The organism is Actinomadura sp. KC345 (genome assembly GCF_004348515.1).
Classification (GTDB): domain Bacteria; phylum Actinomycetota; class Actinomycetes; order Streptosporangiales; family Streptosporangiaceae; genus Spirillospora.
This window is the reverse complement of the sequence record NZ_SMKH01000027.1, coordinates 1-15,840: the sequence shown is the minus strand read 5'-3', so window position 1 is coordinate 15,840 and position 15,840 is coordinate 1. Positions and strand designations below refer to the sequence as shown.

At 70.4% G+C, this 15,840-nt stretch carries 18 protein-coding genes and 1 tRNA gene; 11 read left to right on the top strand and 8 right to left on the bottom strand.

Annotation, left to right across the window (positions count from 1 at the left end):
- Positions 1-52: 52 nt before the first annotated feature.
- Positions 53-1,162 (bottom strand): PQQ-dependent sugar dehydrogenase, encoded by a 1,110-nt coding sequence (locus E1281_RS07140; protein ID WP_131876351.1) that lies wholly within the window; start codon positions 1,160-1,162, stop codon positions 53-55.
- A 153-nt stretch (positions 1,163-1,315) separates the two neighbouring features.
- Between E1281_RS07140 and E1281_RS07135 the strand changes: the two genes are divergently transcribed.
- From E1281_RS07135 to E1281_RS07110, 6 genes are all read left to right on the top strand, one after another.
- Positions 1,316-2,071, top strand: a complete 756-nt coding sequence (locus E1281_RS07135; RefSeq protein ID WP_131876350.1) for a TetR/AcrR family transcriptional regulator — start codon at positions 1,316-1,318, stop codon at positions 2,069-2,071.
- 302 nt (positions 2,072-2,373) lie between these two features.
- Positions 2,374-4,089, top strand: coding sequence for an ATP-binding protein (locus E1281_RS42540; protein WP_279433597.1), 1,716 nt, complete (start codon positions 2,374-2,376; stop codon positions 4,087-4,089).
- 89 nt (positions 4,090-4,178) lie between these two features.
- Positions 4,179-4,592 (top strand): roadblock/LC7 domain-containing protein, encoded by a 414-nt coding sequence (locus E1281_RS07125; protein WP_131876349.1) that lies wholly within the window; start codon positions 4,179-4,181, stop codon positions 4,590-4,592.
- Complete coding sequence (locus tag E1281_RS07120) at positions 4,589-4,954, top strand: DUF742 domain-containing protein (protein WP_131876348.1); 366 nt, start codon at positions 4,589-4,591, stop codon at positions 4,952-4,954. The genes E1281_RS07125 and E1281_RS07120 overlap by 4 nt, the downstream gene beginning before the upstream one ends.
- Before the next feature lie 31 nt (positions 4,955-4,985).
- Complete coding sequence (locus E1281_RS07115) at positions 4,986-5,594, top strand: ATP/GTP-binding protein (RefSeq protein ID WP_243716679.1); 609 nt, start codon at positions 4,986-4,988, stop codon at positions 5,592-5,594.
- The gene (locus tag E1281_RS07110) at positions 5,591-6,886 is read left to right on the top strand and encodes a cytochrome P450 (protein WP_131876346.1); all 1,296 of its coding nucleotides are present in this window, start codon (positions 5,591-5,593) and stop codon (positions 6,884-6,886) included. The genes E1281_RS07115 and E1281_RS07110 overlap by 4 nt, the downstream gene beginning before the upstream one ends.
- On the opposite strand, the gene E1281_RS07105 is transcribed toward E1281_RS07110, so the two are convergent.
- Positions 6,870-8,087 carry a cytochrome P450 gene (locus tag E1281_RS07105; RefSeq protein ID WP_131876345.1) on the bottom strand — a complete coding sequence of 406 codons (1,218 nt, stop codon included), beginning with the start codon at positions 8,085-8,087 and terminating at the stop codon, positions 6,870-6,872. The genes E1281_RS07110 and E1281_RS07105 overlap by 17 nt on opposite strands.
- Before the next feature lie 349 nt (positions 8,088-8,436).
- Between E1281_RS07105 and E1281_RS07100 the strand changes: the two genes are divergently transcribed.
- On the top strand, positions 8,437-10,098 hold the full coding sequence (locus tag E1281_RS07100; protein ID WP_131876344.1) for an ankyrin repeat domain-containing protein: 1,662 nt from the start codon (positions 8,437-8,439) through the stop codon (positions 10,096-10,098).
- A gap of 272 nt (positions 10,099-10,370) precedes the next feature.
- On the opposite strand, the gene E1281_RS07095 is transcribed toward E1281_RS07100, so the two are convergent.
- From E1281_RS07095 to E1281_RS41105, 4 genes are all read right to left on the bottom strand, one after another.
- A complete protein-coding gene (locus tag E1281_RS07095; RefSeq protein WP_131876343.1) occupies positions 10,371-11,222 on the bottom strand; it encodes a hypothetical protein in 852 nt (283 codons plus the stop codon).
- Between the two features lie 1,087 nt (positions 11,223-12,309).
- A complete protein-coding gene (locus tag E1281_RS07090; RefSeq protein ID WP_131876342.1) occupies positions 12,310-12,711 on the bottom strand; it encodes a hypothetical protein in 402 nt (133 codons plus the stop codon).
- The gene (locus E1281_RS07085) at positions 12,708-13,178 is read right to left on the bottom strand and encodes a MarR family transcriptional regulator (RefSeq protein ID WP_207943155.1); all 471 of its coding nucleotides are present in this window, start codon (positions 13,176-13,178) and stop codon (positions 12,708-12,710) included. The genes E1281_RS07090 and E1281_RS07085 overlap by 4 nt, the downstream gene beginning before the upstream one ends.
- A gap of 25 nt (positions 13,179-13,203) precedes the next feature.
- A complete protein-coding gene (locus E1281_RS41105; protein ID WP_207943154.1) occupies positions 13,204-13,347 on the bottom strand; it encodes a hypothetical protein in 144 nt (47 codons plus the stop codon).
- A gap of 210 nt (positions 13,348-13,557) precedes the next feature.
- Between E1281_RS41105 and E1281_RS07075 the strand changes: the two genes are divergently transcribed.
- Positions 13,558-13,932: an enoyl-CoA hydratase-related protein gene (locus E1281_RS07075; protein ID WP_165958811.1), complete on the top strand. Its 375-nt coding sequence runs from the start codon at positions 13,558-13,560 to the stop codon at positions 13,930-13,932.
- Entirely contained in the window at positions 13,929-14,678 is a 750-nt protein-coding gene (locus E1281_RS07070; protein ID WP_131876339.1) for an SDR family oxidoreductase, read from the top strand. The genes E1281_RS07075 and E1281_RS07070 overlap by 4 nt, the downstream gene beginning before the upstream one ends.
- A gap of 13 nt (positions 14,679-14,691) precedes the next feature.
- On the opposite strand, the gene E1281_RS07065 is transcribed toward E1281_RS07070, so the two are convergent.
- On the bottom strand, positions 14,692-15,108 hold the full coding sequence (locus tag E1281_RS07065) for a hypothetical protein (protein WP_131876338.1): 417 nt from the start codon (positions 15,106-15,108) through the stop codon (positions 14,692-14,694).
- Positions 15,078-15,149: transfer RNA gene (locus tag E1281_RS07060), tRNA-Arg, on the bottom strand. The genes E1281_RS07065 and E1281_RS07060 overlap by 31 nt, the downstream gene beginning before the upstream one ends.
- A gap of 96 nt (positions 15,150-15,245) precedes the next feature.
- Here E1281_RS07060 and E1281_RS07055 point away from each other — a divergent pair.
- Entirely contained in the window at positions 15,246-15,629 is a 384-nt protein-coding gene (locus E1281_RS07055; RefSeq protein WP_243716676.1) for a response regulator, read from the top strand.
- A 21-nt stretch (positions 15,630-15,650) separates the two neighbouring features.
- The coding region (locus E1281_RS41100) for a hypothetical protein (protein WP_207943153.1) at positions 15,651-15,840 on the top strand (190 nt) is incomplete at its 3' end.

Sequence of the window (15,840 nt, the reverse complement as noted above, 5' to 3'; positions counted from 1 at the left end):
GCGTAAAGATCAACGACGGGTGACGTCGCGGGTCACGCTTCCCGGAGCGCCGTCACCGGCCGAGTTCGAGGCGCAGGATGCGGTCGTCGCCGGGACGGGGGTCGGTCCCTCCCCAGGTGGCCTCGTCGGTGTTGGACGTGGCGAGCCACAAGGAGCCGTCCGGGGCGCGCTCGACGGTGCGGATCCGTCCGTATTCGCCGGCGAAGTGCTCGACGGGTTCCCCCGCCGCCTCGGGACCGTCGACGGGAAGCTGCCAGAGCCGCTGCCCGCCCAGCGCCCCCATCCAGATGGACCCCCGGGCGTAGGCGATCCCCGAGGGCGAGGCGTCGTCGGGATGGACGGTGAAGATCGGCTGTTCGCCGGTGTCGCCGTCGGTCCCCTCGGTCTCCGGCCACCCGTAGTCGCGGCCCGGCCGGAGGACGTTCAGCTCGTCCCAGGTCCGGTGGCCCAGCTCGGAGGCGTAGGCGGTGCCGTCCGGGCCGAAGGCGATCCCCTGCACGTTGCGGTGGCCCGAGGAGTAGATCGGGGAGCCCGGGGTGGGGTTGTCCGCCGGAATCGACCCGTCCGGCCGGATGCGCAGGATCTTGCCGTTGAGGGAGTCGTCGTCGGCCGCGTTCTCGGGCTCGAACGCGTCGCCCGTCCCGATCCACAGGTCGCCCTCGGGGCCGAAGCGCAGCCGGCCGCCGTGGTGCCGGTCGGCGGGCTGGATCCCGTCCAGGACGACGCGCTCCTGCCTGAGCGACCGGAAATCCTCGCCGACGCGGAGCGCGACGACACGGTTGGCCGGCGTCCCGGACACGTAGGCGTAGACCGTGCGGTCCTCGGCGAAGCCGGGTGAGGCGGCCAGGCCGAGCAGGCCGCCCTCGGCGCTCTCCTCCACGTCCGGAACCTCGCCGACCAGCGCGGGTTCCCCGCCTCCGGCGGGGATGCGGTGGATCCGCCCGGACGCCCGTCCGGAGACCAGGGCCGAGCCGTCCGGCAGGAAGGCCAACCCCCACGGCATGTCGAGGCCGGTGGCCAGTTCGGTGACCTTCCCCGGCGCTGGGGCCGGTGACGAGTCGGGGCCCACCCGGCCGGGAGTGCGTGCTTCGGGCGTCCCCGCGCACCCGGCGAGCGCCAGGGCGGCGGTCACCGCCAGGGCGGCGGCGTGCTTCGAGCGCATGATGTTCCTCGCTTCCGCTGGATGCCGACCACGGCCCGGCCGTTGTGTTGATGCTGGCAACAAAAACACGTTGGCACTGGCAACGTCAACCCGATAACACATTTTTGTTATCGTTGTCCCCATCCCCACGGCGGGAGGTTATCGTTGGCGGCCATGAAGCGGGACGCGACGCGGGAGCGGATCATCCAGGCGGCCTGCGACCTGCTCGCCCGGGGCGGCCGCGAGGCGCTGTCCACCCGCGCGATCTGCGCCGAGTCCGGGGTGCAGTCACCGGCCATCTACCGGATCTTCGGTGACAAGCAGGGCCTGCTGGACGCGGTCGCCGGCCACGGATTCGAGTCCTATCTGGCGGACAAGGCGTCCCTCGGCGAGTCGGACGACCCCGTGGACGACCTGCGCCGCGGCTGGGACCTGCACATCGGGTTCGGGGTGAGCAACCCGGCCCTGTACTCGCTCATCTACGGCGACGCCCGCCCCGGCGTCGAGACCCCCGCGGCCCGGCGGGCCTCGGCGATGCTGGCCCGCCACATCAGACGCATCGCCGAGGCGGGCCGGCTGCGGGTGAGCGAGGAGCGGGCCGCGCACCTGGTCCACTCCGCCGGCCGGGGGATGACCTTCACCCTCATCTCGCTGCCGGAGGACCGGCGCGATCCCGCGCTGTCGACCCTCGCCCGCGAGGCGGCCATCGCCGCCGTCACCACCGCGCCGGCCGCCACGGCGTCCGACACCACGGCGTCTGCCGCCACGGCGTCTGCCACCACCGGGGGCGCTCCGGCGGCCTCCGCCGACGACCCCGTCCGCCTGGCCGTCGCCCTGCGCGCCGCGGCCCCCAGGCTCACCGCCCTGACCCCCGCGGAGCACGCCCTGCTCCGCGAATGGATGGACCGGGTCGCCTCCCCGCCGGCCTGAGTCCGCGAACGCGCCGATAAACACCGGACGGGTGCCGGAGGTCAGCGGCGTGGGCACGGTCCAAAGGGATCTATCTGACGAATCGCTTAATTAACACGACACTTCTCAAGTCGGACACTTTGTACTGAGAGAAGCGGGAAAGTTCGGCTAAGTAACCCACGTTGCTCCCCCGTCTTGGCGCATCATGGATTGCGCCCTACTTTGGGGGTGCTCGTGTTCTGGGTCCGTATTCGGGCCGGAGTCCGCTGTTCGCCGGGCTCGCACATGCTCCCTCATCAGCCCTCGCTCAAAGGACAGGATGGATGCCGGTACACGCAAGCCGATCCCGCATCGAGCGCGCCGCGCTGGAGCGCGCACTCCTGGCCTGGCTCATCGCGGCGATCATCGGGGGCAGCGCCTGGCTGGCCGCGCTCTTCGCCGCCGGTCCGCAGGAGCGCGCCCTGGTCGCCGCCGGCGGGGGCGGCGCGGCCCTCGCGCTCAGCGTCGTCATCGGGGTCGCCGTGTACTACGCCGCGCACAGCCGGTGGCTCAGCGGGCGTCTGGACCAGGCCACGGTCCAGGACGACCGGCTGGAGAGACGCCTGACGGAACTGGTCGACGGGCCGCTGCCCGGCCTGGTCGCCCGGCTGCGCGACGGCGCCCCGCCCGAGGAGGTGCTGGCCGGCTTCCCGCCGGTGAACGACCGCGTCCTCGCGCGGCTGCTGCGCATCGTCGTGGACGGCGTCGCGGCCGGTGAGCACGCGGCGGCGCAGGCCCGTGCGGACGCCGCCGGCCTCCAACGGGAGGCGGCCTGGCTCGCCGACACCGCGGTGCCCGCCCTGGCCACCCGGATCAGGCGCGACCGGGCGAGCGCTCAGGCCGTCCTGGCCGAGCTCGTGGAGCCCGCCCACGACACGACGCGGCGCGTCCTGCACCAGGTCGCCGAGGACATCGCCGCGGGCGAGCGGGCCAACGCCGCCGCGCTGGCCGCCTGCGCGAGCGCCGCCGCCCGCATCCAGGCGCAGACGACCCGCATGCTCGGTGAGCTGCGCGACCTCGAAGACCGGTACGGCGACGACAAGGTCTTCGGTGACCTGCTCGGCCTCGACCACGACGTCTCGCAGCTGGGACGGCTGGCCGACAGCATCGCGCTGCTCAGCGGGGGCCGGTCCGGGCGCCGCTGGACCAAGCCGATCGTGATGGAGAGCGTCCTGCGCGGCGCCATGGGCCGCATCGGCGCGTACCAGCGCGTCCAGTACCACTCGACCAGCACCGCCGCCGTCGCCGGCTTCGCCGCCGAGGGCGTGATCCACGCGCTGGCGGAGCTGATGGACAACGCCGCCAACTTCTCGCCGCAGGGCAGTGCCGTGCACGTCTACGTCGAGGAGGAGGACGCGGGGATCGTGGTCACGATCGAGGACGGCGGCCTCGGCATGCGGCAGCGCGAACGGCAGCGCGCCGAACGGCTCGTCTCCGAGGCCGCCGACCTCGGTTCGCTGCCCGGCACCAGGCTGGGGCTGGCCGTCGTCGGGCGGCTCGCCCGCAAGCACGATCTGCGGGTCAGCTTCCGCCCGTCCTCGCGCGGCGGCATCGGCGTGGTCGTGCTGATCCCCGCCAAGCTCGTCATCTACAGCCCGCTGCCCGAGGCCGCGCCGGCCCGCACGGAGACCGTTCCCGCCGCCCGCCGCCCGGCGGAGCCGCGGCGTGAGGCCGCCCCGCCCCAGCCGGACGGCGCGGACTCCGACGACCTGGTCCTGCCCAAGCGCAGGCGGGGCGCCGCGCTGGCGAGCGCGCCCGCCGGACGGCCCGCGGGGCAGGACGCGCGTCCCCGCGACACCGGAACCCGGTTCGCCGCGTTCCGCCAGTCCGCGTCCGGGCACGCGTCCGCGTCCGGGCACGAGTCCGCGTCCGTGGCGGCGGCCGCCCGGGACGAGGCCGGGACGGAGGGGACCGGGCCCGGACGCGCCGGGACCCGGGCCGCCGAGACCGGCACGGGGGACGGCAGAACCGGGGAGCCCGGAACCGCCACGGACGAGTGAGACCGCGATCCGCCCCGCGCGAACGACCGACAGCAGGACTCACAGATGGGAGGAGGGGCGCGACCGGCCCACGGCCGCCCCGGCAACCGATGAGCACCGATCAGCGTGATCTCGACTGGCTACTCGCGGGCCTCGTGGACCGTGCGCCGGGTGTCCGGCACGTCCTGGTGCTGTCCAGCGACGGCCTCAAGATCTGCTACACGGCCGGGCTCGACGAGGACAGGGCGGACCAGCTCTCCGCCGTCGCGTCCGGCATCCAGAGCCTGTCCCTGAGCGCGTCCGGCGAGTTCGGCGAGGGCCTCGGCGCGGGCCAGGCGATGGTGGAGTTCGCCGGCGGCGTGCTGCTCATCGTCCCGGCCGGCCAGGGCGCGCACCTGGCCGTCATCGCGGACGAACTCGCCGACGTCGGGCTGGTCGGGCACTGCATGAACGAGCTGGTCGAGCAGATCGGCGGATACCTGACGGCCGCGCCGCGCAGACTCGAGCCCGACTTCCGCCCATGAACCCCCGCCCTCTGGACAGGGAGGACCCGGACCGGCTCTACACCGTGACCGGGGGCCGCACCGAGGCCGGCGACGACACGCTCGACCTGGTGGCGCTGATCGTCGCCGAGGACGAGCCGGCGCCCGGCATGCAGTCCGAGCACGCCGCGATCCTGGAGCTCTGCGGCGGCGGCCCGGTCGCGGTCGTCGAACTGTCCTCCCAGTTGCGGCTGCCGGTGAGCGTCGTGAAGATCCTGCTGCTCGACCTGCGCGACATGGGCCGCATCACCGTCCGCCAACCGTCCTCGGCCGCGGCCCCAGCCGCGTACGCGGCCGACCTGGAAACGCTTAAGCAGGTGCTCGTTGGACTCGAAAGCCTTTGACCCCGCGCCCGCTGCGCAGCCCGGCGACCGGATCGCCGGGACGCCGCTGCGCCGCACCGCCCGGGACGCCCTGAAGATCGTGATCGTCGGCGGGTTCGGCGTGGGCAAGACCACCATGGTCGGATCGGTGAGCGAGATCCGGCCGCTCAGCACCGAGGAGACCATGACGCGGGCCGGGATCGGGATCGACGACCCCGGCCGCGTCGAGACCAAGCGCACCACCACGGTCGCGTTCGACTTCGGCCGCATCTCCCTGGACGAGCAGCGGGTGCTCTACCTGTTCGGCGCGCCGGGCCAGGAGCGGTTCTGGTTCCTGTGGGACCAGCTCTTCTCCGGAAGCCTCGGCGCCATCGTCCTGGTGGACACGCGGCGCCTGGAGGAGTGCTTCTACAGCGTCGACCGCCTTGAGGCGCACGCGATGCCGTTCGTGGTGGCCGTCAACCGGTTCGACGGCCCGCGGCCCACGCTCGACCGGGTCCGGGACGCGCTCTCCCTCGACGACGGCATCCCGCTGGTCGAGTGCGACGCCCGCGCCCGCGACTCCTCCAAGTCCGTGCTCATCACGCTCGTCCGGCATCTGACCCATCTCAGCGAAACCCATCTCCGCGAACCATCCGCCGCCCAGGAGGTCACACCGTGACCGAACCATCGACGCCCTCGCCCGCGCCGGCCGGAGACGCCCCGCCGGGCGGTGCCGCCGTTCGGCTGTACGGGGCCGCCATCACCCGCGACCCCGACGTGTTCTACCGCGACCTGCGCCGCGAGCACGGTCCCGTGGTCCCGGTCCTGCTGGACGGCGACGTCCCCGCGTGGTTCGTGATCGGCTACCGGGAGGTCAATCACATCACCAGCAACCCCATGCTGTTCGCGCGCGACTGCCGCCGCTGGAACGCGTGGGACCGCGTCCCCGACGACTGGCCGCTGATGCCCTACGTCGGGTGGACGCCGTCGGTGATGTTCGCCGAGGGGGAGGAGCACCAGCGGCGGGCCGGCGCGATCGGCGACGCGCTGGACGCCTTCGACCGCACCGAGCTCGCCGGCATCTGCGAGGAGCTCGCCGACGGGCTCATCGACGGGTTCGCCGGGACCGGGAAGGCCGACCTCGTCGCGCAGTACTCGCACCGCATTCCGCTGCTGGTCATCGCCAGGCTGTTCGGGCTGCCCGACTCCGACGTGCCGACCCTCGTCCAGGACGTCGCCGAGTCGCTCGACGCCGACGAGAACGCCGTCGCGGCGCACCAGCGCATCCAGCAGCGGATGGCGCGCCTGGTGGCCGAGCGGCGGATGCGTCCCGGGCCGGACGTCCCGTCCCGGCTGCTGGCGCACCCGGCCGGGCTCACCGCCGAAGAGGTGACCATCGATCTGCTGGTGGTGATGGCCGCCGCGCAGCAGCCCACCGGCAACTGGATCGGCAACGCCCTGCGGCTGATGCTGGTCGACGACCACTTCTCCATGACGTTCCAGGGCGGCAGGAGCAGCGTCGACCAGGCGCTCACCCAGGTGCTCTGGGAGGACACCCCCACCCAGAACTTCATCGGCCGCTGGGCCGTGCACGGCTGCCGGCTCGGGGGCCGCGACATCAGCGCCGGTGACCTGCTGGTCATGGGCCTCGCCGCGGCCAACGGCGACCCCCAGGTGCGGCCGTCGGACCGCTCCGACCCCGGCAACCGCGCCCACCTGTCGTTCGGGCACGGCGAGCACGGCTGCCCGTTCCCCGCACCGGAGCACGCCGAGGTCATCGCGCGGACGGCCATCGAGGTGCTGCTCGACCGGCTGCCGGACATCGAGCTCGCCGTCCCGCCGGACGCCCTGGAGTGGCGGCCGTCGCTCTGGATGCGGGGCCTGCACACGCTCCCCGTCACCTTCAGCCCGGCCGCCCACCGGAACGGCCCCGTGCCGTTCAGCCCGGGGCCGTTCAGCCCCGAGGCGTGAACTCCAGCGGCAGGGACGCGGGGCCGCGGGTGAACACCCCGTGCTCGACGGGATCGGCCCCCTCGGCCAGCCGGACGTCCGGCATGGCGTCCAGCAGCATGTTCGTGCCGACCTCGATCTCCGTCTTGGCCAGCAGCGCGCCGACGCAGAAGTGCCGTCCCAATGCGAACGCCAGATGGTCGGCAGCGGCGGAGAACGCGCTCTTGGTGGCGAGATCGTCCCGGAAGATGTCGAAACGGCCGGGGTCCCGGTAGCGCTCGGGGTCCCGGTTGGCCGCGCCGATCAGGCAGGTGACCGTGCTGCCCGCGGGGACCGTCCCGCCGCCCAGCTCCACGTCCTCGGCCGGCTGCCGCATGATCATGTGGACGGGCGGGGAGAAGCGCAGCGTCTCGGCGAACGCCTGCGGGATCAGGTCGCGGTCCCGCTGCACCGCCGCGAGCTGGTCCGGGTGCGCGAGCAGGTTCGCGAACAGAGCGGACACGGCCTTGTCGGTCGTCTCACCGCCCGCGGCGAGGAGCAGGCTGACGAACGCCTTGATGTCCTCGTCGCTCATCCGCGTCCCGTCGATCTCCGCCAGGCACAGCTTCGAGAGCAGGTCGTCCCCGGGGTTCTCGCGGCGGCGCGCGATGATCGGCAGCATGTAGGCGGCCAGTTCCTCCCGCGTCCGCAGCCCGGCCTCCGCGACCTCCGGATCCTGGGCGAGGTTTCCCAGGAACGCGATGATCGAGGTGTACCACCGCTGGAACCGCGCGTGGTCGGCCTGGTCGAGCCCGAGCATGTCGACGATGACGTTGATCGGGAAATGCGTGCTGAACTGCCCGACCAGCTCCACCTTTCCGGCCGTCCGGAAATCGTCGATCAGTGTGCGCGCGTTCCGCTCGATCACCGGCAGGAATTTCGCCTGCAGCTCGTCGCCCCGGAACGCGGGCGCCACCAGCCCCCGCCGTACCGCGTGCTCCCGGCCGCTGAGCTGCAGAATCGTCCGCCCGTGCACCGGTTCGAGCTGCCAGTCGTAATTCGCCGTCGTGAACACCGGGTCCTTGAAGGCCCGCGCGACGTCCTCGTACCGCGAGATCACATAGCTCTGCATCCCCTCATGCCAAAAGAGCGGCGCGTTATCGCGCAGCACTCCATAGGCGCTGTAGGGGTCGGTGGCAAAGCCTTCCGACAAGATATCGGGAAGCTCTGGACTCGTGGTCATGACACTCCCATGAACGCGTTTCGGTCGCCATCGTCGAGACTAAATACCCCCGATGGGAAGTTCCAGGTCCCCGTGGTTTCGGACACGCTACCAACCGACCGAAACCGCCCGCGCCTTACTCGCAGGAAAAGATGATCTGCCTCGGACGCCACTTGCGCATCACTTGTCCCGTCCTAGGAACCGGATAGGGAATGTCAGTTCGGTCCGGCAGGCGGTGCCGGTCTTCTGGAGAATCGGGCGGTACTCGATGGCGCATGGCCCGCCGCGGGGCCGTCCCCGACGGCCGCCTTGAGGCCCCCGCCGTGTCAGGGTGAACGCCCGGTGTCGTCGACGTCGTGCTGGAGGTCTCTTGCGGAAGGATCATCCGCTCATCGAAGCGGCCAAGGCCGGGGATCTGGACCGGGTCGTCGAGGTGCTGGACGCCGAGCCGGAATCGGTGAACGTCCGGGGATGGATGGGCATCACCCCACTGATCGCCGCCGCGTGGCACGCCGACTCCGCGCCGATCGTCCGGCTGCTGCTGGAACGTGGCGCTGATCCGCTCGCGGCGCGGTCGGACGGAGACGGCGCCCTGCACTGGGCCGCCGGCGGCGAGGTGGCGGAGCTGGTCGCCACCGCCGCGGGCCCGGCCGGATTGGCGGCACGGTATCTGTTCGGCCGGACGCCTCTGCACATCGCGGTCGCGAACGACCGCGCGGACGTGGTGCGGGCCTTCCTCGCGGCGGGCGCCGAGACCACCGCGCTCGATTCGCGCGGGCGGACACCGCTGGACCTGGCCGACGACCCTCGCATCGCACGACTCCTGATCGAGGCCGGGGCCCCGCTCGCGCACGGCCTGCCGACCACGCCGCTCCACCGTGCGAGCGAGCGGGCCGCCGTCGACGACGAGTGGGCGGCGGTGGTCGACCTGCTGCTCGAACGCGGCGCCGACCCGGGCCGGCGCGACTGGTCCGGCGCGTTGCCGTCGGATCTGATCGGTGACGGCGGTCCGCACGAACTGCGGGAAAGGCTGGTCGCCCACGTGGAGGCGTCCGGGCGTTCGGTGGAACTGACTCTGGAGGAGGTCGCACAGAGCCCGCAGGGTCGCGTGACCGTCCACCCCGAGCTGCCGGAGGCGCTGACCACCATGTTCTCCGGCACGGTGCTCGTGCGGTGGCGGCTGGCGCCGTCGATCGAACCTGCCGAGGTCATCCGTGTGAGCAGGCGCACGGCCCTCGGCGGCCCCCACGGGGGCACGGCCCCCCGCCTGGCCTTCTCCGACGGTGACTCGGTGTGGCTGCGCGACTGGGCCGACCTACGGCAGGCCCGTGAGGTCGCCGCGGAGTTGCTTCCCGACGACCTCCACGCCGACCCGGTGCTGTCGCCGGACGGGCGCCGGCTGGTCGTCGCCTCGTGTGAGTGCCTCCGCCTGATCGACCTCGACCACGGCGAGGTGGCCGGCGACAAGACAGGCTTCGGCGACTGGAGCGTGGTCCCGCGGTTCGCCCCCGACGGGCGAACGCTCGCAGTCGGAAACTCGATGCAGGGCTCCTGGTGGCTGACCGTGCTCGAAGCCGACGGGGACGGGCTCCGGCTCCGCTACGAGCGCGAGACCGGGCTCCCCACAGGCCCACGCCCCGAGATCGTCACCGATGTCGCCTTCGCCCCGGACGGCCGCAGGTTCGCCACCTGGGTCCGTCCCGACCACGGCCACCGCGGCCTCAACGGCCACCGCGGCCTCGTCGCCACCACCTGGACGCACTCCGGCGAACCCGCCTGGCATCAGCACATCGACGACGTCGACGGCACTCGCGACCACGGCGCGTCGGCGTCCTTGTGCTTCACGCCCGACGGCACCCGGCTGGCGGTCGGCCTGGACTCAGGCGTCGTATGGCTGCACGCCGAGACCGGCCACCCCCTGCACCGAGACCACACCACCGGAGCGGTGAACGCCCTGACTCCCCACCCGACCACCGGCATCCTCGCCGCCACCGACCACGGACTACGCCTTCTTCTCCCTCCCACTCCCTGACCGCAACAGGGCCGAACACCATTCTTCTCCATGCTGCCGGGCGCCGGCAGCATGGAGAAGAACGGTCCCGGTCTGCTTGCGGTGTCCGGAGCCGGCGCATCCGGGCCCGCGTTCGTCGGGAATCCCCGTTCAAGGGTACATGGGGCCGGGACGCTCCGTAGAGGCGCTCCAAAAGAACCAGCCTCCGCGCCACGGTGCGAACCGGGCGAGGAGGCCAGCCAGTGTGTACGGTCAGATCACCTACCTTGCTGAGGCGTCAGCAAGGTACGTGATCACCGCGGGATTTCGAAAAGGAGTTCTCGATCGAACCCCTTGATGGTGAAGACGGGGTTGTCTCCGGAGGACGAGCTGCACACGAAGTAACCCGAGGTCGAGTCTCCCCGAATAATCGTTCGGATTCGGTGGAGCTCTGCGGACAGGTCCACGCCGATCACGTCGACCTGCAGTTTTGACCGGCTGCGCGACTTGATGCGCTGGATCTTCACCGTGATCGGCGAAGACTTGCTTTGGCCGACCGCCTGGGTCACCGCGTGGTTCATGACGAACGCGATGATCGCGGGTGCCTTCTCCCTGACCTCGAACGCCAGGTCCCAGTCGGCGATGGCCACCGTGAGCAGCTGAGCTGCCTTCGCCGGGGTCTCCATCGCTGCGGGCAGCACGGCCGTCACACTTTCGTCGCAAGGGCTCGTCGTGAGACCCTCGCCGTCCTTGTTGTCGCGAGGGCTCGTCGCGAGTCCCTCGCCGTCCTTGTTGTCGCGAGGGCTCGTCGCGAGTCCCTCGCCCTTCAGACTTGTGTCCGTGTCGGACAGGTAGCTCTTCAGCGCCTCCCCGAACGACCGCATGGTTCGTTTAACCGACCTGCTCCTGTCACTGGGATGGGAGCGCCTGCCGGGCAGGTTGGTGCTGACGAATACCGTGTTGTACGACGCGTCCTGCTGCACCTTCTCGCCGTCCTGCGAGGGGATGACGTAGAGGCTGAAGCGATCGTAGCCGTCCACCTGACCGAGGTGGTGAGCGGCGGCGCCCCGAAACTTCTTGTTGTCCTGCTCGGCGATCGCCTTGACGGCGGCTGTGATCTCCGCCGCCGTACGGGGCTGTGTCAGCAGGAACTTCATGGAAGTCATTTCGGTCTCCTCTGTTTGTGCCACGATGAGTGGCTTCCTTACAGGAGGACCGTCCTCGCGCGGGGAAGATCGGCAACATGCCCAGTGCTTGGTGGCACAACGTCCTTGCCAGTGCTCGTACGGGTGTTGCGGGGCGCGGCTGAGCAGGGCTTCAGTGAGCGATTCTGTCGGGATTCTTGGGGCAAGTGCACACGCCCCAAGAATCCCGGCAGAATCGCTCAGCACCGGTACTCAGTCTTCCGCGGTTCCGGCCGCTTGGGATGCTCCCTCTCGCCCGCCCACTCCAGGGCCGGGCCGTATCGGGACACGCCTTCCCCTGTTCCACGTGATCGCAGCAAATCGGGCTCACATCATCTCTATGCCGGACACCGCCTGGCCAGTCAGCGGGCATCCGCCAGACTCTTCCCGGGACCATTTCGATGTAGCGGTCCAGATGCCACTTCCGCTTACATCGAGCCCTCCTCGCGTTCAGGACACACCGAAATACTTGGCCGCCCGGCGCAAGTTTCACGCTCGGCTTCCAGTTCCCGTACCTTGGCGCGGAGCTGCCGATTCTCCTGTTCAAGCACGAGACCCGAGCTCAGCGAGCCCGCCTCGGCCTTAACCTCCTCGGAATAGACCTTGATCCCAACACGGGACCCCGACCGAAGGCGAGTCGATCACTCCGGAAACAAAAAACCGGCCCTGTACTCAGTACGGGGCCGGTTTGCTGGGTCGGGGACCGAAGTCCCGGACAGTTTGGCTCCACCTTTTGGCGGACATTCCGTGAGTTGCTGAGTTTTGTTTTGTATACCTGAGACGCAGTCTCAGGCAATCCGTTGCGAACGGACGCGGAACATTCTACACGATGAACAGCTGTTTTCAAGACCTTCTCGCCAATACTTCAGTCGCATCAACGATCGCTGACGTGGTGGTGCTGGAAGCGGTCGATGCCCCTACCCATAAGCGGCGCGGGCGGGCTTATGCTGCAGTATTTCGCGCCACCGGTCAGCGCTGGGCGAGGGCCCAGGGAAAACGAAGGTCATTGCTGCCCGAACGGGGCCCTGATCTGTGATGCTTCTGCGTCCAGGCGGCGAACTGGTCGCGCTTACATGCGGGCGTCGAAGCGCTGGCAAAGCGGCTCGTAGTCGATGGTGTGGAGGTCTGCCAGTTCGGCGTACTCCTCGGGAGGCATCGTCCAATCGTCGGGATGCCCCCCGTTCACCGCCCATTCAACGATGTTCTGAAGGCAGAACTCGCCGCCACGCGTGCTGTCGGCTGACAGCCGCCACAACGTGAAGTTGTTTGGACGTGAAGTACAGGCGGCGGAAGGACCGGTCAGGTGAAGGTCGTCGCTCTCGGCCAACTTTGCGAACGCGACGTCGGCCCCGCCCCCGTCCGGCACGTCCTCGCCGGACTTCTGATGTTTGACAGAAACGAGCGGGCTTGCGACCAGCTGCTCAACGACGCGAGTGTAGCGTTCCTGGAACGGAATGAAGTCGTTCATCATGCTTCTCCCGTCTTGACGCGTTGTTCATTGGCTGAAGGCGGCGACGGCTTCGACGGCTCGTCGGCCCGTAGCGCCGCGATGAGCGCGCGGAGCGTCTCGCGCGCTGACGCGAGCTCGGCGACGCCGACGTCGGCGGCCTTCAGCTGTGCGGCGCGTACCGTCTCGGCCGTGATGTTCAGCCTGCCCAGCTCGATCTCGCCGGCCGGGGTCAGCGTGACCAACGGTGAACGTCGGTGGGCTGGATTGTCCTTCACTGCGACATGACCCATCCTCGCCAGGGCGTCGACCACGCGCTGCACGCTCTGCCGCCGGTGGCCTAGGCGGCGCGCGATGGCCGGCACCGTTGCGGGTTCCTCCGACACCACGCTCATGACATGCCAGCGTGCCACCGACTGGCCGCTGACCTCCCGCGCGAACGTCTCGCTGGTTCGCCGGGACAGCCCGGCCAACTCGTACACGTCGGCCATCAGCAGCCGGTAGGCGGTGACGTGGTCAGGAGTAGCGCTTGACGAGTTCATAGTGCTGGGACTCGGTGTCGAAGCGGCGCAGCACCGCGCGGGCGGCGGGCGGGACCACGGCCGCGGTCGGGTCCGTGCCTGCGAACGCCTCCACCGCGGCCCAGTCGTCGAAGGTCATTGCCGTGACGAACCTCGACCTCGTCCGGGCTCGACTCCTTGCGCAGCACCTTCACGCCGTGCAGGCCGGGCACCTTGCGGTCGATGATGCCGGGGACGATCTCCGCGTCGAGGAGACCCTGGTAGACGTCGGCGCCGGCGGTGTTGGTCCATCCGTGCCAGATTCGTACGATCACGCATCCATTATGACAGGATGCTGTCATCTTGGCCAGTGCCAGGCCAGGACGGTCGAGCTGGATGCGGCGGCCAGGACCGGTCGTTCGTCCTGTCCGGCGACGTCCTTACCGCGGAACAGGCCAGGACGGCCGGAATCGTCGAGCGGGTGCTCCCCGCCCCCGGTTTCCAGGCGGAGGCGCTGCGACTGGCGCGCCACATGGCGTCCCGTCCCGCCACCGCGCTCGCCGCGGCAAAGCGCGCTCTGATCGAGGGCTCCCGGCTGCCGCTCTCCGAGGGTCTCCGCCTTGAGGCCGGGCTGTCCGCGGAACGCCTGGCCAGCCCCGAGTCCAGGGCGCTCCAGGAAGCCGCCCACCGCCGCTACGCCGAAGCGGCCGACACCGACCGCGTCACCTTCGGGGACCGCCGATGAGCACCGCCGTCATCACCGGAGCGAGCCGCGGCATCGGCCGCGCGGCCGCACTGGCGCTCGCCCGCGACGGCTACGCGGTGGCGGTCGGCTACCACCGGGACGCCAAGGCCGCCGCCGCCGTCGAGGAGATCCACCGCGACGGCGGGCAAGCGGCCGCCTTCGCATTGGACGTCGGGAACCAGGACCAATGCGCGGAATTCGTCCGCACCGCAGGCGAGCGCCTCGGACCGGTACGCGCCGTCATCTCCAACGCCACGGGCTTCAGCGCAACCTCGCCCGCACTGGGAGAGGCCCTCGACACGCCTTGGCGCACCTATGAGCAGATGTTCACCACCCGAGTCGGCTCCCTCCTCGCCCTGGTGGCGGCGGCGTGCCCGCAGTTGACCGGCGGGGGCAGGGTCGTGACGACCGTGAGTACTGGGACGAGTCGGCACGTCCCCGGCTCCGCGGCCATCGCCGCCGCCATGGCCTCCGCCGAGTCCGTCGTCCGCTACCTCGCGGTGGAACTCGGCCGCGACGGCATCACGGCCGACCTGGTGAGCGGCGGAGTGGTGGCCACGGACGCGCTGCGCGACATCAGCTCCGACCCGGAACGCCTCCTGTCCGCCGCCGCCCGCGCCACACCCCTGGGCCGCCCCGGCACCCCCGAAGACCTAGTCGATGTCATCTCATTCCTCTGCAGCAAGAAGGCCGCCTGGATCACCGGCCGCTCGCTGACCACCGACGGGGGCCACTCCCTCCGCTGACCCGTAACCGGGCTCACGGTGTGCGGCAAACGGCGGGGAGGCGGCCCTCCCTGCCGTTGTCCGACCGACGGCGGCGGGTCGCCGCCGTGAACTCGATCCGCGGCTTGCTTCGGACTTCGAGCTGATGGGCGCCAGCCTCGTTCAGGACCGAATCCCGGCGTCGCCAGTAACGAGGAGAGAAGAGCTTGGCCCACGGGCTGACCTTCAGTTGCGCCAGAACCTTGGCACGCGCCGTGGAGTTGGCCACCACCAGTGACCGGTCCACGACCCCGAACTCTGGGTTGATCGCGGACTTCACCAGATCCATGAACCAGCCGTTGATCGCTTCCTTGACCTTGCGGCCCGGGTCGAACCACCCGCAGCCACCAACAGCGGAGCCGGTCGTTCCATTCTTCTGGGTGCCCCCTGCAGGATTCGAACCTGCGCACACGGCTCCGGAGGCCGTTGCTCTATCCCCTGAGCTAAGGGGGCGCTGTGATGCGGTAGAAGATTACCAGGGTTGGCGGGGTGACGCGCACGCGGACGTTCGCCGTGCGTGTGGGGTGGGAGTGGGCTAACTTCGAGGCCGTGACCGAGCCACTGGGACGCGTTCTCGTCGTCGACGACGATGAGGTGATCCGCCAGCTCATCGCCGTGAACCTGCAACTGGAGGGGTTCGAGGTGTCGACCGCGGTGGACGGCCAGGACTGCCTGGACAAGGTGGCGGACGCCAGGCCGGACGTGATCACGCTGGACGTCATGATGCCGCGGCTGGACGGGTGGGTGACGGCCGTCAGGCTGCGGGAAGAGGCGGAGACGGCGCACATCCGGGTCGTGATGATCACTGCCAGGGCGCAGGAGCACGATGTGCGGCGGGGGCACGAGATCGGTGTGGACGCGTACGTGACCAAGCCGTTCGACCCGAACCAGCTGATCCAGACGGTGCGGAAACTCGCAGCGGTGTCCAGATAGTGGTCGGATAGTCTCACCAGAGTGACTCCAGCCGATGTCAGCGGTGCCCTTGTGCGCGCGGTGCGGGACGCCGTGGCGGAGGGTGAGCTCGACGTTCCGGTGCCGGACAGGGTGGTCGTCTTCTGCCGGGGGGCCGGGGTCTACGAGAGTCCTGTGGCGTTGAGGCTCGGGGTTGATCCGGAGGTCGTCGCGCGGCGGGTCGGGGGTGTGG